18 protein-coding genes are annotated in these 21,050 nt (G+C 71.9%); 4 read left to right on the top strand and 14 right to left on the bottom strand.

What is annotated here, in order from left to right; all coding sequences use genetic code 11:
- Positions 1-7: 7 nt before the first annotated feature.
- The 9 genes from QMF98_RS08230 to uvrC form a co-directional block, all read right to left on the bottom strand.
- On the bottom strand, positions 8-355 hold the full coding sequence (locus QMF98_RS08230; RefSeq protein ID WP_263730583.1) for an RNA polymerase-binding protein RbpA: 348 nt from the start codon (positions 353-355) through the stop codon (positions 8-10).
- Positions 356-370: 15 nt separating this feature from the next.
- Positions 371-613, bottom strand: a complete 243-nt coding sequence (gene secG / locus QMF98_RS08225; protein ID WP_263730582.1) for a preprotein translocase subunit SecG — start codon at positions 611-613, stop codon at positions 371-373.
- Between the two features lie 152 nt (positions 614-765).
- A complete protein-coding gene (gene tpiA / locus QMF98_RS08220) occupies positions 766-1,560 on the bottom strand; it encodes a triose-phosphate isomerase (protein ID WP_337975483.1) in 795 nt (264 codons plus the stop codon).
- Between the two features lie 3 nt (positions 1,561-1,563).
- Positions 1,564-2,763 carry a phosphoglycerate kinase gene (locus QMF98_RS08215; RefSeq protein ID WP_337975482.1) on the bottom strand — a complete coding sequence of 400 codons (1,200 nt, stop codon included), beginning with the start codon at positions 2,761-2,763 and terminating at the stop codon, positions 1,564-1,566.
- 145 nt (positions 2,764-2,908) lie between these two features.
- Complete coding sequence (gap, locus tag QMF98_RS08210) at positions 2,909-3,913, bottom strand: type I glyceraldehyde-3-phosphate dehydrogenase (protein WP_337975481.1); 1,005 nt, start codon at positions 3,911-3,913, stop codon at positions 2,909-2,911.
- A 267-nt stretch (positions 3,914-4,180) separates the two neighbouring features.
- On the bottom strand, positions 4,181-5,161 hold the full coding sequence (gene whiA / locus QMF98_RS08205) for a DNA-binding protein WhiA (RefSeq protein WP_263730578.1): 981 nt from the start codon (positions 5,159-5,161) through the stop codon (positions 4,181-4,183).
- A 91-nt stretch (positions 5,162-5,252) separates the two neighbouring features.
- On the bottom strand, positions 5,253-6,272 hold the full coding sequence (locus tag QMF98_RS08200; protein ID WP_490715655.1) for a gluconeogenesis factor YvcK family protein: 1,020 nt from the start codon (positions 6,270-6,272) through the stop codon (positions 5,253-5,255).
- On the bottom strand, positions 6,269-7,213 hold the full coding sequence (gene rapZ / locus QMF98_RS08195) for an RNase adapter RapZ (RefSeq protein ID WP_337975480.1): 945 nt from the start codon (positions 7,211-7,213) through the stop codon (positions 6,269-6,271). The genes QMF98_RS08200 and rapZ overlap by 4 nt, the downstream gene beginning before the upstream one ends.
- Complete coding sequence (gene uvrC / locus QMF98_RS08190; RefSeq protein WP_337975479.1) at positions 7,210-9,276, bottom strand: excinuclease ABC subunit UvrC; 2,067 nt, start codon at positions 9,274-9,276, stop codon at positions 7,210-7,212. The genes rapZ and uvrC overlap by 4 nt, the downstream gene beginning before the upstream one ends.
- A gap of 64 nt (positions 9,277-9,340) precedes the next feature.
- Between uvrC and QMF98_RS08185 the strand changes: the two genes are divergently transcribed.
- A complete protein-coding gene (locus tag QMF98_RS08185) occupies positions 9,341-9,838 on the top strand; it encodes an OsmC family protein (RefSeq protein WP_291757515.1) in 498 nt (165 codons plus the stop codon).
- A 68-nt stretch (positions 9,839-9,906) separates the two neighbouring features.
- Here the strand turns inward: QMF98_RS08185 and uvrA are convergent, their stop codons facing one another.
- Positions 9,907-12,768, bottom strand: coding sequence for an excinuclease ABC subunit UvrA (uvrA, locus tag QMF98_RS08180; protein WP_337975478.1), 2,862 nt, complete (start codon positions 12,766-12,768; stop codon positions 9,907-9,909).
- A gap of 95 nt (positions 12,769-12,863) precedes the next feature.
- Between uvrA and QMF98_RS08175 the strand changes: the two genes are divergently transcribed.
- Positions 12,864-14,663 carry a glycoside hydrolase family 15 protein gene (locus tag QMF98_RS08175; RefSeq protein ID WP_337975477.1) on the top strand — a complete coding sequence of 600 codons (1,800 nt, stop codon included), beginning with the start codon at positions 12,864-12,866 and terminating at the stop codon, positions 14,661-14,663.
- Positions 14,660-15,367: an MBL fold metallo-hydrolase gene (locus QMF98_RS08170; protein ID WP_337975476.1), complete on the top strand. Its 708-nt coding sequence runs from the start codon at positions 14,660-14,662 to the stop codon at positions 15,365-15,367. Before QMF98_RS08175 ends, QMF98_RS08170 begins: the two co-directional genes overlap by 4 nt.
- Positions 15,368-15,392: 25 nt before the next feature.
- On the opposite strand, the gene QMF98_RS08165 is transcribed toward QMF98_RS08170, so the two are convergent.
- Positions 15,393-17,108, bottom strand: a complete 1,716-nt coding sequence (locus tag QMF98_RS08165) for an AMP-binding protein (RefSeq protein ID WP_337975475.1) — start codon at positions 17,106-17,108, stop codon at positions 15,393-15,395.
- A gap of 61 nt (positions 17,109-17,169) precedes the next feature.
- On the bottom strand, positions 17,170-18,336 hold the full coding sequence (locus QMF98_RS08160) for an acyl-CoA dehydrogenase family protein (RefSeq protein WP_337975474.1): 1,167 nt from the start codon (positions 18,334-18,336) through the stop codon (positions 17,170-17,172).
- Positions 18,337-18,434: 98 nt separating this feature from the next.
- On the opposite strand from QMF98_RS08160, the gene QMF98_RS08155 reads away from it, so the two are divergent.
- On the top strand, positions 18,435-18,725 hold the full coding sequence (locus tag QMF98_RS08155; RefSeq protein WP_337975473.1) for a YciI family protein: 291 nt from the start codon (positions 18,435-18,437) through the stop codon (positions 18,723-18,725).
- Positions 18,726-18,789: 64 nt separating this feature from the next.
- On the opposite strand, the gene QMF98_RS08150 is transcribed toward QMF98_RS08155, so the two are convergent.
- Entirely contained in the window at positions 18,790-19,845 is a 1,056-nt protein-coding gene (locus QMF98_RS08150) for a TerC family protein (protein WP_337975472.1), read from the bottom strand.
- Positions 19,842-20,861: a TerC family protein gene (locus QMF98_RS08145; protein WP_337975471.1), complete on the bottom strand. Its 1,020-nt coding sequence runs from the start codon at positions 20,859-20,861 to the stop codon at positions 19,842-19,844. Before QMF98_RS08145 ends, QMF98_RS08150 begins: the two co-directional genes overlap by 4 nt.
- Positions 20,862-21,050 lie beyond the last annotated feature (189 nt).

Below are 21,050 nucleotides of genomic sequence, written 5' to 3'. Positions count from 1 at the left end.
GCGGTGGTCAGCGACCGCGGCGGGCGTGGAGCGCCGCGAGAGCCTCGTCGAGGATCGCGGCCCCGTCCTCGTCGGAGCGACGCTCCTTCACGTAGGCGAGGTGGGTCTTGTACGGCTCGTTGCGCACGGGGGACGGCGGGTTCGCCTGGTCCTGACCGGCCGGGAAGCCGCACCGCGGGCAGTCCCACGTCACGGGCGCCTCGGCGACGGCCTCCTCCGCGAAGCTCGGCCTGGTCTCGTGCCCGTTGGCGCACCAGTAGGAGATCCACACGCGCGGTGCGGCGTCGCCGCGCTCCGCCTCACCCATCGGGCCCGCGCCGACGCGCGAACCCCGGATAGCACTTCCGCTTGCCATGGCTACTCAGCCCCCTCAGGACCAGCGCTGGACGAGCCCGAGCCCGACGATGACGAGCGACCACACGACGGCGACACCGATCGTGATGCGGTTCAGGTTCCGCTCGGCGACGCCGGAGGAGCCGGCGCTGCTGGTGATGCCGCCGCCGAACATGTCGGAGAGGCCACCGCCCTTGCCCTTGTGGAGCAGGACGAGCGGCACGAGCAGCAGGCTGGTCAGCACCAGTGCCACCTGAAGAGCGATGCGCAGGGCATTCACGGTGTGGGGTCGATCCTCACTCGTAGGACGAAGACGGGGCCGCGGGGCGAGGCCGCGTACAGGTTAGGCGACGCGGCGGCCCTGATCCACCATCGCATCGCAGGACGACGACCGGCCCGGGCCTTAGGACCCGGGCCGGTCGCGTGCGCAGGTCAGGCGCCGACGGCGTGCGACCGGTAGCGGGCGATGGCCGCGAACTCCTCCGGGTCGAGGCTCGCGCCTCCCACGAGGGCACCGTCGACGTCCGGCTTCGCCATGATCGAGGCGACGTTGCCGGACTTCACGGAACCGCCGTAGAGCACGCGCACCGCGTCCGCGGTCGCCTGGTCGTACAGCTCGACCAGCCGCGCGCGGATGGCGCCGGCCATCTCCTGGGCGTCCTCCGGGGTCGCCGTCTCGCCGGTGCCGATGGCCCAGACCGGCTCGTAGGCCACGACGATCGTCGCCACCTGCTCGGCCGTGAGACCCTCGAGCGCGCCGTCCAGCTGGGACAGCGTGTGCGCGACGTGCGTCCCGGCCTTCCGGATCTCGAGCTCCTCGCCGATGCACAGGATCGGCACCAGGCCCGCCGCCAGGGACGCCTTCACCTTGGCGTTGACCAGGGCGTCGTCCTCGGCGTGGTACTGCCGGCGCTCCGAGTGGCCGACGGCCACGTACGTGCAGCCCAGCTTGGTGAGGAACACCGGGGAGATCTCGCCGGTGTAGGCGCCCGACGTGTGCGCCGACACGTCCTGCGCGCCGTAGACGATGTCGAGCTTGTCGGCGTCGACCAGGGTCTGCACGGAACGCAGGTCGGTGAACGGCGGCAGCACGGCCACCTCGACGGCCGTGTAGTCGTGCTTGGCGTCCTGGAGCAGCCAGGCGAGCTTCTGGACGGTCTGGATCGCCTGCTGGTGGTCCAGATTCATCTTCCAGTTGCCCGCCATCAGCGGGGTGCGGTCAGCCATGGGTCAGTCCTCCAGGACGGCGATGCCAGGGAGGGACTTGCCCTCGAGGAACTCGAGGGAGGCGCCGCCACCGGTCGAGATGTGGCCGAAAGCGGCCTCGTCGAAGCCGAGCTGACGCACGGCCGCGGCGGAGTCCCCGCCACCCACGATGGTGAAGGCACCGTTCTTGCCGGCGTCCACCAGCGCCTGCGCCACGGCACGGGTGCCCGCGGCGAAGGCCTCGAACTCGAACACGCCCGCAGGACCGTTCCAGACGACGGTCTTGGCGTCCACGATCTTGGAGGCGAACAGCTCGCGGCTCTTCGGGCCGATGTCGAGACCCATCTGGTCGGCCGGGATGGCCTCCGAGTCGACCACGGTGGCGGGGGCGTCCGCCGCGAACGTCGGGGCGACGATCGTGTCGACCGGCAGGACGATCTCCACGCCGGACTTCTCCGCCTGGGCCAGGTAGCCCTTGACCGTCTCGACCTGGTCCGCCTCGAGCAGCGAGGTGCCGACCTGGTGGCCCTGGGCCACGAGGAACGTGTACGCCATGCCTCCGCCGATCACCAGGCGGTCGGCCTTGGTCAGCAGGTTCTCGATCACACCGAGCTTGTCCGACACCTTGGCGCCACCGAGCACCACGACGTACGGCCGGGCCGGGTCGTCGGTCGCCTTGCGCAGCGACTCGACCTCCTTCAGCACCAGCTTGCCGACCGCGTGCGGCAGGCGCAGCGCGACGTCGTACACCGACGCCTGCTTGCGGTGCACCACACCGAACCCGTCGGACACGAACGCGTCCGCCAGGGCGGCGAGCTCGTCGGCCAGCGCACCGCGCTCGGCCTCGTCCTTGCTCGTCTCGCGGGCGTCGAAGCGCACGTTCTCCAGCAGCGCGACCTGACCGTCCTCGAGGGCGGCGACCGTGGCCCTGGCGGACGGGCCGACCAGGTCCTCGGCCAGGGCGACCGGCTGACCGAGCAGCTCACCGAGGCGAGCGGCGACCGGCGCCAGGGAGTACTTGGGGTCCGGAGCACCCTTCGGGCGGCCGAGGTGCGCCATCACGATCACGCGGGCGCCCTTCGCGAGCAGCGCCTGCAGCGTCGGCAGCGCGGCACGGATACGGCCGTCGTCGGTGATCGTCGTACCGTCGAGCGGCACGTTGAAGTCGGAGCGGACGAGAACGCGCTTGCCGCGCAGGTCGCCCAGGTCGTCGATGGTCTTCATGGTCTCCTACCTACCTCGCTGAGGCGGCCGGGCCGGCCGCCGGGGAGTACTGCAGAGGCTGGACACAGCAGCGTCCGCGTGCGCCGAGGCCACTGGGCCGGGGCGCACGCGGACGCATGACTGTGCTACCGGGGGTGCGGCGAGGTCAGAGCCGCTCGCCCACGTACGAGGTCAGCGCGACGAGGCTGTTCGAGTAGCCCCACTCGTTGTCGTACCAGGCGATGATCTTCACCAGGTCGCCGCTCACCTTCGTCAGCTTCGAGTCGAAGATGCTCTGGTGCGGGTTCGTCACGATGTCCGTCGAGACGATCTCGTCCTCGACGTACTCCAGGACGCCCTTGAGCGGGCCCTCGGCAGCGGCCTTCACCGCGGCGTTGACCTCGTCGACCGTGACCTCGCGCGAGGCCGTGAAGGTCAGGTCGGTGGCCGAGCCGGTGATGACGGGCACGCGCAGCGCGAAGCCGTCGAGCTTGCCCTTGAGCTCGGGGAGCACCAGGGCGACAGCCTTGGCAGCACCGGTCGAGGTCGGGACGATGTTCTGCGCGGCGGCGCGGGCACGACGAAGGTCGCGGTGCGGGCCGTCCTGCAGGTTCTGGTCACCGGTGTAGGCGTGGATCGTGGTCATGAGGCCACGCTCGATGCCGATGGCGTCGTTGAGCGCCTTGGCGACGGGCGCAAGGCAGTTCGTGGTGCACGACGCGTTCGAGATGATGTGCTGCGTCGCCGGGTCGTACGAGGTGTGGTTCACACCGACGACGAAGGTGCCGTCCTCGTTCTTCGCCGGGGCGGAGATGATGACCTTCTTGGCGCCGGCCTCGATGTGGGCCTTGGCCTTGGTGGCGTCCGTGAAGAAGCCGGTGGACTCGATGACGATGTCGGCACCCAGCTCGGCCCAGGGCAGGTCGGCCGGGTTCCGCTCGGCGAGCGCCCGGATCTTCTTGCCGTCGACGATGATGTTCTCGTCGTCGAAGTCCACGCTCAGCGGGAAGCGGCCCAGCACGGTGTCGTACTTGAGCAGGTGCGCCAGCGTCTTGTTGTCCGTCAGGTCGTTGACGCCCACGATCTCGATGTCGGCGCCCGAGGCGATGATCGCCCGGTAGAAGTTGCGCCCGATCCGGCCGAAGCCGTTGATGCCGACCTTGATGGTCACTTGCCCTCCTCGGCACGCGCCGATCGCGTCGGCGCACACAATTGGTGGTGGGAACACTCGCACGCCGGTGTGCGGCCCGGCCGTCCACCCAGGCCCATGCGCTGCGTCCCTCGAGGATGGTTACTGGAGAGGAACGTGCCCAGCACGTGACGGTCGTGTGACGATCGGATGACACGACCCTATACCGTGCGCCTCCGGACGCGTGTGACGAAGGTCCGGACGCCCGGCCTGCACAGGCACTCCCCGGTGGGTGGCCCGGCGGAGGGTCTAGAGGTCCAGCAGCTCGGGGCTGAGGCCCGCCTCCGTGTCCGGGACGCCGAGCTCGGCAGCCCGCTTGTCCGCGGTCGCCAGCAGACGGCGGATCCGACCGGCGACCGCGTCCTTGGTCAGCGGCGGGTCGGCCAGCTTGCCCAGCTCCTCCAGCGACGCCTCCTTGTGGGCGAGCCGCAGCTCCCCGGCCTCGCGCAGGTGCTCGGGCAGCTCCTCGCCGAGGATCTCGAAGGCCCTCTCGACCCGCGCCCCGGCCGCGACGGCCGCGCGGGCCGACCGACGCAGGTTTGCGTCGTCGAAGTTCGCCAGGCGGTTCGCCGTGCCGCGGACCTCGCGGCGGACGCGCCGCTCCTCCCAGACCAGCATCGTCTCGTGCGCGCCCAGCCGCGTCAGCATGGCGCTGATCGCGTCACCGTCACGGATCACCACACGGTCGATGCCGCGCACCTCCCGGGCCTTCGCGCCGATGCCGAGCCGGCGTGCGGCGCCGACCAGCGCGAGCGCAGCCTCCGGCCCGGGGCACGTCACCTCGAGCGACGACGACCGCCCCGGCTCGGTGAGCGACCCGTGCGCGAGGAAGGCGCCACGCCACGCGGCCTCTGCCTCTCCCACGCCGGACGACACCACCTGCGGCGGAAGGCCGCGCACGGGGCGTCCTCGGTTGTCGAGGAGACCGGTCTGCCGTGCGAGGGACTCGCCCTCCTTCACGACGCGCACCACGTACCGGCTCCCGCGGCGAAGACCGCCACCGGACACGACGATGATGTCGCTCTCGTGGCCGTAGACCTCCGAGATGGCCTGCTTCAGGCGCCGGGCAGCCACCCCGGTGTCCAGCTCGGCCTCGATGACGATGCGACCGGAGATGATGTGCAGCCCGCCGGCGAAGCGCAGCGTGGCGGCGACCTCGGCCTTCCGGCAGGACGTCCGGTCCACCTTCAGCCGGGCCAGCTCGTCCTTCACCTGTGCCGTCAACGCCATGCGGGTCATCCTGCCATCACCGCCGCTCCCACGGCCCGGCACGCATCGCCCCGGTGGCCGGGCACCTCGACGCCGCGACGGTCGGCCGAGCTCAGCTGCGGACGCCGACGTCGCCGAATGAGCCCTCGAGGATGTCGCGATAGGCGGCCGCGAGCCGCAACGGGTCGTGCCGCGCGGTGCCGTCGCCACGGCGCACCTGTCGCACCAGCAGCCGCGCGCCCATCTCCGCGCACACCTGCGACAGCCCGGCGACGTCGTCGACGGCCGCCGGGTCCGCGACGACCGCATCGATCCGCAGGTCGGGCGCGTGCTCGCGGAGCACGGCCACGTGCTCCTGGACGGGCAGGTCTGCCGTCTCGCCGGCCTCCTCGCGCTGCAGGTTCAGGGTGACGATGGTGCGACCGCGATGCGCGACGAGCGCGTCGTGCAGCTCCGGTACCAGCAGGTGCGGGAGCACTGAGGTGTACCAGGAGCCCGGCCCGAGCACCACCCAGTCGGCGTCACGGACGGCGGCCACGGCCTCGGTGCACGCCGGCGGCGCCTCCGGCTCCAGACGCACCTGCTCGATCCGGCCCACGCTCGTCGCGACGGCGCTCTGCCCCTCGACGACCCGCCGCACACCGTCCGGACCGACGACGTCGGCGGCGATGCGCAGCGGCACGGCTGCCATGGGCAGCACCCGGCCGCTGGCGTTGAGCAGCCTGCCGACCCAGTCCAGGCCCTGCACCGGGTCACCGAGCAGCTCCCAGAGGGCGACGATCAGCAGGTTGCCGACGGCGTGCTGGTCCAGCGGGCCGTCCGACGAGTAGCGGTGCTGGAGCACGTCCCGCCAGGTGCGACCCCAGTCGGAGTCGTCGCAGAGGGCGGAGAGCGCCATCCGCAGGTCACCGGGCGGCAGCACACCCAGCTCGTCGCGGAGCCGGCCCGAGGAGCCGCCGTCGTCCGCCACCGTCACCACGGCGGTCAGTCGGTCGGTGAGCAGCCGGAGGGCCGACAGGCTGGCCGAGAGCCCGTGACCGCCGCCGAGCGCCACCATCGAGGGGCCGCGGTGGTGACGTCGGGCGGTCCCCGCGACCGCACGGCCGCGGCCGGCCGACGGGCCGGACGTCATTCCTTGCCGAGGTCGCGAGCCGTCACGCTCACCCGCAGACCCCGGTCCCGCAGGCGTGCCGCGAGAGCGTCGCTGATCGCCACCGACCTGTGCTTGCCGCCCGTGCACCCCACCGCGATCGTCACGTAGTGCTTGTCCTCGTGCCGGTAGCCCTCGAGCACGGGCTCGAGAGCGGCGACGTACCGGTCGACGAACTCCAGGGCGCCGGGCAGCCCGAGGACGTAGTCGCGCACCGGCTCGTCACGGCCGGACAGGTGGCGCAGCTCGCTGATCCAGTACGGGTTGGCGAGGAACCGCACGTCCACGACGTGGTCCGCGTCGAGCGGCAGGCCGTACTTGAACCCGAAGGACACGATCGAGATGCGGAGGTCGGCCTCCTCCTCGCCGTGCACCGCCTCCCGCACGGTGCGGGCGAGGTCGTGGACGTTCAGCTCCGTCGTGTCGATCACCCAGTCGGCTCGCTCGCGCAGGCTGGTCAGCAGGCGACGTTCGGCGCCGATCGCGTCGAGGATGCGGCCGCCGCCCTGCAGGGGGTGCGGCCGTCGTACCTGCTCGAACCTCCGCACCAGCGCCTCGTCCGACGCGTCCAGGAAGAGGATCCGGAGGTCCACACCGGTGGCGCGGAGGTTCTCCAGCGCCGTGTCGAGGTGGCCGAAGAACTCGCCCCCGCGCACGTCGATCACCGCGGCGAGCCGCTGCGCGTGCTGCCCCGCGGTGCCGGACGTCAGCATCCCGACGAGGTGCACCAGCATCTGCGCCGGGAGGTTGTCGACGACGTACCAGTCGAGGTCCTCCAGCACGGCGGCCGCTCGGCTGCGACCCGCGCCGGACATCCCGGTGATCACCAGCACCTGCGGCTGCTCCAGCACCGGGGCCGCCGTGGTGGCCTCGATGGCGGGGATCCCGTGCGGCACCGTCAGGGGCGAGGGCTCGTCCGTCATGGACCCAGGATGCCAGCGGGCTCCGAAGGCGGCGGGGTGAGGTCTGTCGACGCGCCGGGACGCGAGGGCGCCTCGACCGCTGTCGACGGCGCCGAGCCGCCCGCCAGCGCGTCGACCACCGCCCGTGCCGTCCGGTCACCCATGCCGGGCACGCTCGCGATCTCCTCGGCGGTCGCCGCCCGAAGCCGGCGCACCGAGCCGAAGTGCTTGAGCAGCGCGGCCCGGCGCGCCGGGCCCAGACCCGGAACGTCGTCCAGCACGGACACCGTCATGCCCTTGCTCCGCCGGCGTCGGTGCGCGGTGATCGCGAACCGGTGCGCCTCGTCCCGCAGCCGCTGCAGCAGGTAGAGCCCCTCGGAGGAGCGCTGCAGGATGACGGGGTACTCCTCGCCCGGCAGCCACACCTCTTCGAGCCGCTTGGCCAGTCCGCAGAGCGCCACGTCGTCGACCCCGAGCTCCGCCATCGCGGCGGCCGCCGCGGCGACCTGTGGCGGCCCCCCGTCGACGACGACGAGGTTCGGCGGGTAGGCGAACCGCGCCGGTCGGCCGGTGCGCTCGTCGATCGGGCCCGACCGCGTCGGGGCGTCCTCGTCGTCGTCGGACGACCCGTCGCCCAGCTCCACGTCCCCGGACTGGGAGCGCTCGGCGAGGTACCGCCGGAACCGCCGGGTGATCACCTCGTGCATCGCCGCCGTGTCGTCCCTGGCTCCGTCGCCCTCGGGCCCGCGCACCGTGAACAGGCGGTACTCGCTCTTGCGTGCCAACCCGTCCTCGAACACCACCATCGACGCCGACTGGTAGGTGCCCTGGTTGTGGGACACGTCGTAGCACTCGATCCGCAGCGGCGCCGACGGCAGGTCCAGCGCCTCCTGGATCTCGCGGAGCGCCTGGCTGCGGGTGGTGAGGTCGCCCGCCCGGCGGGTGCGGTGCAGGGCCAGAGCGTGCTCGGCGTTGCGACGGACCGTCTCGGCGAGCTCCCGCTTCTCGCCACGCTGAGGCACCCGCACGCTGACCCGCGCGCCGCGCAGACCGGTCAGCCACGTCTGGACCTGGTCGAGGTTGGTCGGCAGCGCCGGTACGAGCACCTCACGCGGCACCGCGGCCGTGCCGCCGTCCAGCTCGGCGTCCGCGGTGCCGTACACCTGCTGCAGGAGACGCTCGACCAGGTCGGCGTCGTCCGCCTCCTCCACCTTCTCGACGACCCAGCCGCGCTGGCCGCGGATTCGGCCGTCACGGACGTGGAACACCTGGACCGCGGCCTCGAGCTCGTCGCCGACCAGGGCGAAGATGTCGCAGTCCGTTCCGTCCGGCAGCACGACGGCGTTCCGCTCGGTCGCCCGCTCGAGCGTGGCGATGTCGTCGCGCAGCCGTGCGGCGCGCTCGAAGTCGAGCTCTGCGGCGGCGGCCTTCATCGCCGCGGTCAGGCGACGGGTGAAGCGCGCGGTGTCCCCCGCCATGAAGTCGCAGAAGTCCTGGGCCAGCCGCCGGTGGTCGTCCTCGGAGATGCGGCCGACGCACGGTGCCGAGCACTTGTCGATGTAGCCCAGCAGGCACGGCCTCCCCTGCTGGTGCGCCCGCTTGAACACGCCGGCGGAGCACGTGCGCACCGGGAACACCCGCAGCAGCAGGTCCACCGTCTCCCGGATCGCCCAGGCGTGCGCATACGGCCCGAAGTACCGGGTGCCCTTGCGCTTCGCGCCGCGCATCACCTGGACCCGAGGTACCGCGTCCGCCATGGTCACCGCCAGGTACGGGTACGACTTGTCGTCCCGGTACTTGATGTTGAACCGCGGGTCGAACTCCTTGATCCAGGAGTACTCCAGGGCCAGTGCCTCGACCTCGGTGCCGACGACGGTCCACTGCACCGAGGCGGCCGTGGTGACCATCTGGTACGTCCGCGGGTGCAGGTTGTACGGGTCCTGGAAGTAGCTGTTCAGCCGCTGCCGCAGGCTCTTGGCCTTGCCGACGTAGATGACACGACCGTGCTCGTCCCGGAAGCGGTACACGCCCGGCTGGTCCGGGATCTCGCCCGGCGCGGGACGGTAGGAGGCGGGATCGGCCATGACTTCGAGAGTAGTTCGCGGTGCCCACATCCCCGTCGACGGCCGGCCCGGCTAGCGTGGGCGGATGCCGCAGCTGCACACGTACACCGTGGACCTGACCTGGACCGGTGCCCGCGGGCACGGGACGACCTCGTACACCTCCTACGGCCGGGACCACGAGGTGCGCGCCGGTGAGCGGCCCGTGCTGCTCGGCACGTCCGACCCCCACTTCCGCGGGAGCCCGGACCGGTGGTCGCCGGAGGACCTCCTGGTCACCTCCCTGTCCCAGTGCCAGATGATGTGGCTGCTGCACCTCGCGGCGCGCGACGGCGTGGCCGTGCTCGGCTACAGCGACCGAGCGACGGGCACGATGCGGGTGTCGGGCGCATCGCAGGGCCAGTTCCAGGAGGTCGTGCTGCACCCGCGCGTCGTCGTCGCCGCGGATGCCACGCTGCCTGACGGGACTCCCGTGGACGACGAGGTCCTGGCGCGCCTGCACCGCGAGGCCGCCGAGCACTGCTTCATCATGCGGAGCGTCAACTTCGCCGTCCGCGTGCAGCCGACACCGCTCGTGCGCGCCTGACGCGCCCCTCAGCACCCCGGTCAGTCCGAGCGGCGGTGCCGGGGACGCCGCCCGGGACCCTTCGGACGTCAGGCGGTCGCGCGCTCCCGTTCAGGCTCCAGCACCTCGGCGAGGAACCGCCCGGTGTGGCTCGCGGGGACGCCGGCGACGTGCTCGGGCGTGCCCTCGGCGACCACCAGACCGCCGCCGCTACCACCCTCGGGCCCGAGGTCGATCACCCAGTCCGCGTTCTTGATCACGTCGAGGTTGTGCTCGATCACGATCACCGAGTTGCCCTTGTCCACGAGAGACTGCAGCACGCCGAGCAGCTTGCGGATGTCCTCGAAGTGCAGCCCGGTGGTCGGCTCGTCCAGCACGTACACCGTGCGGCCGCTCGACCGGCGCTGCAGCTCCGCCGCGAGCTTCACGCGCTGCGCCTCGCCTCCGGAGAGCGTCGGCGCGGGCTGCCCGAGCCTGACGTAGCCGAGACCGACGTCCACGAGCGTGCGCAGGTGCCGCGCGATCGCCGGCACGGCGGCGAAGAACTCGGCCGCCTCCTCGATCGGCATCGCCAGGACGTCGGCCACCGTCTTGCCCTTGAAGTGCACCTCGAGCGTCTCGCGGTTGTACCGGGCGCCGTGGCACACCTCGCACGGCACGTAGACGTCCGGCAGGAAGTTCATCTCGATCTTCAGGGTGCCGTCACCCGCGCAGGCCTCGCACCGCCCCCCCTTGACGTTGAAGGAGAAGCGACCGGGCGTGTACCCGCGGACCTTCGCCTCCGAGGTCTCGGCGAACAGGCGGCGGACGTGGTCCCACACGCCGGTGTACGTCGCCGGGTTCGACCGCGGCGTGCGACCGATCGGGCCCTGGTCGACGTGGACGACCTTGTCGAGGTGCTCGAGGCCCGTCACCTGCTTGTGCCGACCGGGGACCTGGCGGGCGCCGTTCAGCTCGTTGGCGAGGACCGTGTAGAGGATGGAGTTCACCAGGGTGGACTTCCCGGAGCCGGAGACGCCGGTCACGGCGGTGAACACACCCAACGGGAAGGCGACGTCCACACCGCGGAGGTTGTGCTCGCGGGCTCCGACCACCCGCAGCATGCGCCCGGGGTCCACCGGCCGGCGCGTGCCGGGCATCGGGATCGAGCGACGCCCCGACAGGTAGGCGCCGGTGATCGAGTCCGGCGAGGCGAGCAGCCCCGGCAGGTCGCCGGAGTGGACCACGTGGCCGCCGTGCTCACCGGCACCGGGTCCGATGTCGACGATCCAGTCGGCCGTGCGGATGGTGTCCTCGTCGTGCTCGACGACGATCAGCGTGTTGCCGAGGTCCCGCAGCCGGGTCAGCGTCTCGATCAGGCGTCGGTTGTCCCGCTGGTGCAGGCCGATCGACGGCTCGTCGAGCACGTACAGCACGCCGACCAGCCCCGAACCGATCTGGGTGGCCAGCCGGATCCGCTGCGCCTCACCGCCGGAGAGCGTCGCCGCCGGTCGCGAGAGGCTGAGGTAGTCGAGCCCGACGTCGAGCAGGAAGCCGAGGCGCGCCTGGATCTCCTTGAGCACCTGCGCGGCGATCGCGCGCTCACGAGCGCCGAGCTCGAGGCCGTCGAGGAAGGCGCGCGCCTCGCGGATCGGGAGCTGGCACACGTCGAAGATCGACCGGCCGCCCACCTTGACCGCCAGCACCTCAGGCTTCAGGCGTGCACCCTGGCACACGGGGCACGGCACCTCCCGCATGAAGGCCTCGTACTTCTCCTTGCTCCATTCGGAGTCGGTCTCCGAGTGGCGCCGCTCGAGGAAGGTCAGCACCCCCTCGAAGCCCGTGGAGTACTGCCGCTCACGGCCCCAGCGGTTCCGGTAGCGGACCTTCACCTCGTGGTTCTCGCCGTGCAGCACGGCGTCCTTGGCCCGCTGCGGCAGCGCCCGCCACGGCGTCGTCATCGAGAAGCCGAGGTCGTCCGCCAGCGCGGTCAGCACGCGGGTGAAGTACTCCCCGGAGATCTGCGCCCACGGCGCGACCGCACCGTCCGCGAGGGACAGGTCCTCGTTGGGGACCACGAGCTCCGGGTCCACCTCGAGGCGCGAGCCGATTCCGGTGCACTCCGGGCAGGCTCCGTAGGGCGCATTGAACGAGAACGTCCGGGGCTCGACCTCGTCGAGCGTCAGCACGTGGTCGTTGGGGCAGGCTCTGCGCTCCGAGAAGCGCCGCTCACGCTCCGGGTCGTCCGGGTCCGCATCGACCAGCTCGACGACGAGGAGACCGCCGGCCAGGCCGAGCGCCGTCTCGACGGAGTCGGTGAGCCGGCGCTGCACGCCCTCCCGCGCCACGAGCCGGTCCACCACGACCTCGATGTCGTGCTTGAGCTTCTTCTCCAGGGTCGGCGGGCTGGTCAGCTGCACCACCTCACCGTCGACGCGGGCGCGCGCGAACCCCTTCGACTGCAGCTCCGCGAACAAGTCCGCGTACTCGCCCTTGCGACCACGCACGACGGGCGCGAGCACCTGGTAGCGCGTGCCCTCCGGCAGCTCCAGCAGCCGGTCGACGATCTGCTGCGGGGTCTGGGCGGTGACGCGCTCCCCGCAGACCGGGCAGTGCTGCACGCCGGCCCGCGCGAACAGCAGCCGCAGGTAGTCGTAGACCTCGGTGATGGTGCCCACCGTCGACCGCGGGTTGCGGTTGGTGGACTTCTGGTCGATCGACACCGCCGGCGACAGACCCTCGATGAAGTCGACGTCCGGCTTGTCCATCTGACCGAGGAACTGGCGGGCGTAGGCCGACAGCGACTCGACGTACCGGCGCTGTCCCTCGGCGAAGATCGTGTCGAACGCCAGCGACGACTTGCCGGAGCCCGAGAGGCCCGTGAAGACGATCAGCCGGTCCCGGGGCAGGTCGAGGTCGACGTTGCGCAGGTTGTGCTCGCGGGCTCCCCGGACCACCAGGCGGTCGTTCACGGTGGTCGAGTGTACGTGCCACCACCGACATCTCGCACACATGTTCGATCGCGGCGAACGTGCGGGCCGTGGCCTCGGGCGCGACGATGGGCTCGATGAGCAACCAGCTTCCGATCGACGAGTACGCCGTGCTCGGGGACGGCCGTACGGCCGCCCTCGTCTCCCGCCGAGGGTCCGTGGACTGGTTGTGCCTGCCACGGTTCGACTCGCGCGCCTGCTTCGCCGCCCTTCTCGGCGACCCGGACAACGGCCGCTGGGTCCTCACGGTCCCCGATGCCGAGAGCGTGACCCGGTGCTACCTGGACGACTCGTTCGTCCTGGAGACGACGTACGAGTGCCCGACCGGCACCGCCGTGGTGCAGGAGTCGATGCCGCTCGGCGACGGCCGTGCCGACCTCGTCCGGCGCATCACGTGCACGCGCGGTCACGTGGACGTCCTGCACGAGTGGGTCGTTCGGTTCGGCTACGGGCAGTACCGGCCGTGGGTCCAGCGCGTGACCGACTCCGACGGCAGGCCGGCCATCCACGCGATCGCCGGACCGGACTCACTGGTGCTCCACGGCGACCGCCTGCCCGAGGCGGTGCACAACCGGCACGAGGACCGGTTCACGATGCATTCCGGCGAGTCGGTCACCCTCACCCTGACGTGGTCGCCGTCGTGGCAGCCGGTCGCCTGCATCGGCGACGTCGCCGAGGGACTGGCGGCAAGCGCACGGCTCTGGCGTTCCTGGGCTGCCCAGGCGGACGTGCCGGGGCCCTACCGACAGGGCGTGGTGCGCTCGCTGCTCGTCCTGCGGCTGCTCACCCACGCGGAGACGGGCGGCATCGTCGCTGCCGTCACCACGTCGCTGCCGGAGACCTTCGGCGGCGCGCGCAACTGGGACTACCGGTTCACGTGGCTGCGCGACGCGGCCCTGACCCTCGAGGCGCTGCTGGAGCACGGCTACCTGCACGAGACCGAGCACTGGCGCAGCTGGCTGCTCCGCGCCGTGGCCGGGGACGCCGTGGACATGCAGATCATGTACCGCCTCGACGGGGCGCGGGAGCTGAGCGAGCGGACGCTGGACCACCTGCCGGGCTATGCGGACTCCAAGCCGGTCCGGATCGGCAACGCCGCCTCGGGGCAGGTGCAGCACGACGTGCTGGGCGAGGTGATGTGCGCGCTCGAGATGGCCCGGGCCGCCGGGATCGAGGAGACGCCCACCTCGTGGGCCCTCCAGCGCAACCTCATCGACCATCTCGTCGAGACGTGGCGGGAACCCGACGCCGGCATCTGGGAGTCGCGCGGCCGTCCCCGTGCCTTCACGCACTCGCGGGTCATGACCTGGGCCGCGCTGGACCGCGCGGTCAAGGCCGTCGAGGCCCTCGGGGTCCCCGGCGACGTGGACCGGTGGCGCACCGAGCGGGACGCAGCGCACGCCGACGTCCTGGCGCACGGGTGGTCCGACGCGGCCGGCAGCTTCGTGCAGTACCCGGGCGCCACCCACACGGACGCGTCGCTGCTGCAGATGTTCCAGGTGGACTTCCTGCCGCCGACCGACCCCCGCATGCTGGCCACGCTCGACGCGATCCGCAAGGAGCTGGAGGTCTCCGCCGGCCTGCTGCTGCGCTACCGCGCCGACAAGACGGACGACGGCGTGGGCGGACGGGAGAACCCGTTCCTCGCCTGCTCGTTCTGGCTGGCGGACGCGCTCGCGCGGGCCGACCGGGTGGACGAGGCGCGCGAGGTCCTGGACATCCTGGTCGGGCTGACCAACGACGTCGGGCTGCTCGCCGAGCAGTACGACCCGGAGCACCGGCGGATGGCCGGCAACACCCCGCAGGCGCTGTCCCACCTGGCGCTGGTCCGGGCGGTGCACCAGTACGAGCTCGCCCAGCGCCGGCGCACGCCATGACCTACAGCGGTGACGTCCGACCGGGCGGCCCCAGCGACGTGCGGGTGCTGGACGAGGTCGAGATCCGCAAGGCGTCGGTGGGTCCGATGGACAACAACGCCTACCTGGTCACGTGCCGCAGGACGGGCGCACAGCTCCTGGTCGATGCCGCCGCCGACCCGGAGCGTCTGCTCGCGCTGGTGCGCGAGGGCGCGGCGTCGGCTCGGCTCGACGGGATCGTCACGACCCACCGCCACCCGGACCACCTGTCGGCACTGGCGTCGGTGGTGGCGGTCACGGGAGCGCCCCTTCTGGCCGGAGCGCCGGACGCCGACGCGGTCGCGGCCGCCGCGGACCGGCCGGTCCAGCGTCGGCTGCAGGACGGCGACACGATCGCGGTCGGTCACGCCGTCCTCGAGGTGATCGCGCTGCGCGGCCACACGCCGGGCTCCATCGCCCTCGTCTACCGCGAGCCGGCGCACGCGGACCAGGCTGACGCCGTCGCCGGGAGGGCGCACCTGTTCACCGGCGACAGCCTGTTCCCCGGTGGGGTCGGCGCGACGGGCAACGACAGGGCGCGGTTCGACCAGCTGTTCCTCGACGTGACGGAACGGATCTTCGATCGGTTCGACGACACCGCCTGGGTCTATCCCGGGCACGGGCCCGACACGACCCTGGGTGGCGAGCGACCTCAGCTGGACGCCTGGCGGGCGCGCGGCTGGTGAGGCGCGGCTCGCGCCGGGAACCGCCTCACTGCTCGGCGGGCACGACCACCTGGGCCTTGGCGAGGTTGTCGCGGACCACGCGCCGGAGCACCTTGCCGACCTGCGACCTCGGGAGGTCCGGCAGCACCACGAGTCGACGTGGGACCGCGTAGCGGGCCAGCCGAGCCTCGCACCAGTGGCGCACCGCCTCGAGGTCGATGCCGTGCGCGCCCTCCTCCAGCACCACCGCGGCGACCACGCTCTCCCCGTGCTCCCCCGCCGGCTCCCCCACGACGGCCACGTCCGCGATGCCCGGCATTGTCCGCAGATGGTCCTCCACCTGCGAGGGGTACACCTTGAACCCGCCGCTGACGATCATCTCCTTGAGCCGGTCGACCAGGACGACGAAGCCGTCGGGGTCCACGTGCACGATGTCGCCCGTGCGCAGCCAGCCGCCGGCCAGCAGCTGGTGCGCGGTCTCGTCCGGCCGGTTCCAGTAGCCGGCGAACACCTGCGGACCGGCCACCAGAAGCTCACCCTGCTCACCCGGCAGCACGTCGCGCTCGGGGTCGTCCTGCGACACGACCCGGATCCGCGTCGACGGGAACGGCATGCCCAGCGCGCCCGGGCGCCGTGCCGGGCTCAGGGGGTTGCCGAGCGCGACCGGCGACGTCTCGGTCATGCCGTAGCCCTCCACGGCAAGGCCTCCGGTCAGCCGCTCCCACCGCTCGGCGGTCGCCCGGGGCAGCGCCATCGCACCGCTCAGCGCGCACCGGAAGGACGTCAGGTCGGCGCCCGTCCGTTCGGCCGCGACCCCGAGCCGCTCGAGCATCGGCGGCACGGCGGGCAGGAAAGTACCAGGACGGCGACGCTGCGCGGCGAGCACGGTCGCGGGGTCGAACGACGGGAAGACCACCTGGGTGGCTGCGATACCCGTGCCGTAGAGGAGGCACAGGGTCATCCCGAACGCGTGGAAGTAGGGCAGCACGGCGTACACCACCTCGACGCCGTCCTGCGCACCGGTCCACGCGCGGCCCTGCGCCACGTTGGCCACGAGGTTGCGGTGCGTGAGCACGGCACCCTTCGGGGTGCCGGTGGTGCCGCCCGTGTACTGCAGCAGCGCCACGTCGGACGCGTCCGCCGCCGGATGGTCGGCCGGCAGCGGGGCCGCCGCCGCGACGAGACGGTGCCACGACGGGACGCCGCTCGGGACCGCCGGACCGCAGAGGGCGGCACGCATCGTGCGCGCCTTGGGCACGGGCAGGTGCAGAGCGAGACGCGAGTGCAGCGGCAGGTCCTGTGCCAGGTCCACCGACACGACGGTTCGCAGCGCCGGCCCGCGTGCCGCCAGCACCGACGGCACCGCCTTGCGCCAGACGAGCGCCACACAGGCACCGCTGTCCGCGAGCTGGTGCCGCAGCGACTCGACCGCGTACGTCGGGTTGTGCTCGACGACGACCGCGCCGATCCGGAGCACCGCGTACACCGCGACGACGTGCGAGGTGCTGTTCGGCAGGACCAGCGCGACGCGGTCACCTCGGCGGACACCGAGTTCCACGAGCACCGCCGCCGCGCGGGCCACGCGGTCGGCGAGCCGCCGGTAGGTGGTGGTCGCCCCGAGGAAGTCGACGGCGACGCGGTCCGGGAACGACGTGGCGGCCCGGTCGAGCGCCGCGCTCAACGGCTCGTCGGCGACGTCGATCTCTCGCGGGACCGACGTCGTGGGCGAGCTGTGAGTGGTCGGTCCTGACGTCGTCGGCACGTTCCCAGCCTAACCTACGGCTGCGTAAGTTACGCGTCCGTAGGTCCTGTGGCGCAGACCTTCACCGAGCGTTCACCGGGCCCAGGACGGACTGCGCGACGGTCGCGTGGGCGGACTCGTCGTCCGACGGGTGGTAGATCCCGGCGAGCACGTCGCGATAGAGCCGGTTCAGCTCGTTGCCGGTGTAGTAGGCGGCGCCCCCGCTGACCCGCAGCGCGAGGTCGACGACGACCCGGGCCGACTCGGTGGCACGCACCTTCAGCCCCACGAGCTGCGCGAACAGCCGTGCTCCGTGGTCCACCCGCTCGTCCACGTCCCGCGCCAGGGCGAACACCTGGAGCTCGGCGCCGTCCTGAACCAGGGCGGCGTCCGCGACCTTCCACCGGATGTCCGGGTCGTCGGCGTAGCTGCGCCCGTCGTACTTCATCGACGTGCGTCGCCGAGTGTTGGCCGCGCCGAGCTCCAGGGCCCGCCGTCCGATGCCCGTGTACACGGCGGCGAGCAGGATCTCGAAGACGGAGAAGAGCGCGACGATGTAGGGGTCGGCGCTCGGCCCGGGTGGCAGCCGCCGGACGATGCGGTCGGACGGCGCGTAGGCACCCTCCAGGTGCGTCGTCGCCGACTGGGTCGCGCGCATCCCCAGGGTGTCCCAGTCCTCGCCGACGGTCACGCCGCCCTGCTCGCGGGCGACGACCCCGTGGACCAGACGGGGGTCCGAGGGGTCCGCGTCGTCGAGACCGAAGGTCGCGAGGCGCGTCCAGACCGGCGACAGCGACGTGAAGATCTTGGTGCCGACGTACCGGTAGCCGCCGTCGGCCGCGCGCTCGGCACGGGTACGTGAACCGAACATCACCAGGTCGTTCCCCGCCTCGGAGTTGCCGAACGCGAACACCTCCCCGGCCGCCGCGTCCTGCAGCACGAACCCCATCGAGTCGTCACCGTCGGCGGCGAGGAGGGCGGCCATCCCGGTCACCACCAGGTGCATGTTCACCGCCAGAGCGGTGGCCGGCGCGGCGGCCGCGAGACGGACCTGCTCACGGGCGACCTCCTCGAGGGTCAGCCCGGCACCGCCGAGCTCCGCGGGGACGAACGCCGTCAGGTAGCCCGCGGCACGGAGGTCGGCGAGGTCGTCGTGCGGGAACGTGTTGTCCCGGTCGTGCACCGGAGCACGGTCGTGGACCCGGGCTATCAGGTCGTCGGTGAGCAACGTGCGGTGATGACGAGGCATGCACGTCACTCTGCCATCGTCCCGGCCACCGACCACGGCCCCGGCTCGGGTCACCGTTCCGGCTGGGGCCACCGCACCGGCTCGGGCACGATAGGACGATGACCACCTACGCCGTCCGCTACACGTACGACGAGCGCGCCGACGTGCGCGACCAGGTCCGCCCGGAGCACCGCGCGTGGCTGGCCGGTCAGGCCGACCGCGGCGCGCTGCTCGGCTCCGGGCCCTTCGCCGACGGCGAGCCCGGCGCCCTGCTGGTGTTCCGTGCGGCCGACGCGGAGGCGCTGGCCCAGCTTCTCGACCAGGACCCGTTCGCCCGTGAAGGTCTGGTCCGCACGACGGACGTGCGAGCCTGGGACGTCATCCTGGGGCCCTGGTCCACGAGCATCTGAGGCGACTCGGCGCTCGGACGGCGGACGCGGACGCGGCTGCGGTCCGACCGTCTCGCAACAGCGGTCAGCGCTCCAGCGCTCCGGTCTCGTCGGCCGCCGGCCCGTCGGCCCGGTCGCCGGTCGGCCGCCCGAGCCGGCCCGGCAGACGATGCCGGTTCGCGTGCACGACGCTCGCGGCGGTCGCCACTCCCAGGGAGCCGGCGATCACCACCAGCGACACCCAGGTCGGCACCTCCGGCGCCCAGCCGACCGCACGGCCGCCGTTGACGAACGGCACGGTGTTGCTCCGGAGCGCCTCCGAGACCAGCTTCAGACCGATGAAGCCAAGGATGGCGGCCAGCCCGTACGGCAGGTACACGATGCGGTCCAGCACGCCGCCGAGCAGGAAGAACAGCTGGCGCAGACCCATCAGCGCGAAGACGTTCGACGTGAAGACGATGAACGGGTCGTGCGTCAGGCCGAAGATCGCCGGGATGGAGTCGAAGGCGAACAGCACGTCCGTGGTACCGATGGCCAGGAAGACCACCAGCAGCGGGGTGAACATGCGACGACCGTCGACCACCGTGCGCACCGCGCCGCCGTCGTACTCCCGGGAGATCGGCCAGAACCGGCGTGCCGCCCGGACGAGGACGTTCTCGTGGTACTCGTCGTCACCGCTCTCGCCGCCCCGCAGCAGGTGCACCGCCGTGTACACCAGGAACGCGCCGAACACGTAGAACACCCAGCTGTACCGCGTGACCACCGCGGCGCCCGCGAGGATGAACCCGCCGCGCAGCACCAGCGCGACGATGATGCCGACCAGCAGCACCTTCTGCTGGTGGTCCCGCGGCACGGCGAACGCCGACATGATCAGGACGAACACGAACAGGTTGTCCACGGACAGGCTGTACTCGGTCAGCCAGCCCGCGATGAACTCCCCCGCCGGCACCGCACCGCCCACGACGCCGACGAGGGCCGCGAACACCAGGGCGAGCACGACGTACACGGCCACCCACCGGAGGCTCTCGCGGGTGGACGGCACGTGCGGCCGGCGGCCGATCACCGCCAGGTCCGCCAGGAGCAGACCGACGACGGCGATGAGCGACACGACCTGGAAGAGCACCGGCATCTCGTGGGTCATCGGGTGGGGTCCCCTTCGGTGTCGGCGGCGCTGACGGTGCTCCGGTCACGCTCGGGGCGGTGCCGGGTGCTCAGCAGGGAGGCGGCGGTGGTCACGGCCAGGACGGCGACGATCACCACGAGGGAGGCAGCGGTCGGGATCTCCGGGACGGCGACGTGCTCCCCGCCGTTGACGAGCGGCAGCTCGTTGGTGTGCAGCGCGTGCAGCACCAGCTTCGCGCCGATGAAGGCGAGGATCACGGCGAGGCCGTAGGACAGGTAGACCAGCTTGTCGAGGAGGCCGTCGACCAGGAAGTACAGCTGCCGCAGCCCCAGGAGCGAGAACGCGTTGGCTGCGAAGACCAGGTACGTCTCCTGGGTCAGCCCGAAGATCGCCGGGATCGAGTCGACCGCGAACATCACGTCCGCCGAGCCGATCGCGATCATCACCACCAGCATCGGCGTGATCCAGCTGCGGCCGTCCCGACGGACGACCAGGTGGTCGCCCGCGTAGTCGTCGGTGACTCGGAACAGCCGACGCGTCAGCCGGAGCACCGCGTTCTCGTGGTACTCGCCCTCGTCCTCCCCGGCACGCAGCTGCGTCCAGGCCGCGTAGAGCAGGAAGGCACCGAAGACGTAGAACACCCACGTCGCGTGGGCGATCAGCGCCGCGCCGAGGAAGATGAACGCGGTCCGCAGCGCCAGGGCGACGGTGATGCCGGTCAGCAGCACCTTCTGCTGGTACCTCCGCGGGACGCGGAAGCTGGACATGATCAGGACGAAGACGAAGAGGTTGTCGACGGACAGGCTCTTCTCCGTCACGTACCCGGCGAAGTACTCCCCGCCCGGGCCCGATCCCCACACGGCCCACACCAGCACGCCGAACGCGACGGCGATTCCGACGTAGACGGCCGACCAGCGCGCCGCCTCCCGCAAGGACGGCTCGTGCACCGCCCGCACGTGCCCGACGTAGTCGGCGACGAGCATCGCGACGACGACGCCGACGGTCAGCGCCCACACCCAGCCTGGAACATCCATGGAACTACCTCCGGTGCACATGACGAGATCACCGGAGGTCTTCTCTGCCGCGGGCGGTCGTTCTCAGCGTGCCCGGACCGACGTCACCGGGTCGGCTTCGTTGGCGACCGTGATGACGATGACGTCGTAAGGGAGTACTCCCCTCCGCCGCCCAGTGTAGGCGACCCATTCCGGGAAGCGCTCTGCGAA

This window comes from Cellulomonas sp. NTE-D12, assembly GCF_027923705.1.
GTDB lineage: Bacteria > Actinomycetota > Actinomycetes > Actinomycetales > Cellulomonadaceae > Cellulomonas.
Note: the sequence above shows the minus strand (reverse complement) of the source record. Positions and strands in the feature narration are given on the sequence as shown.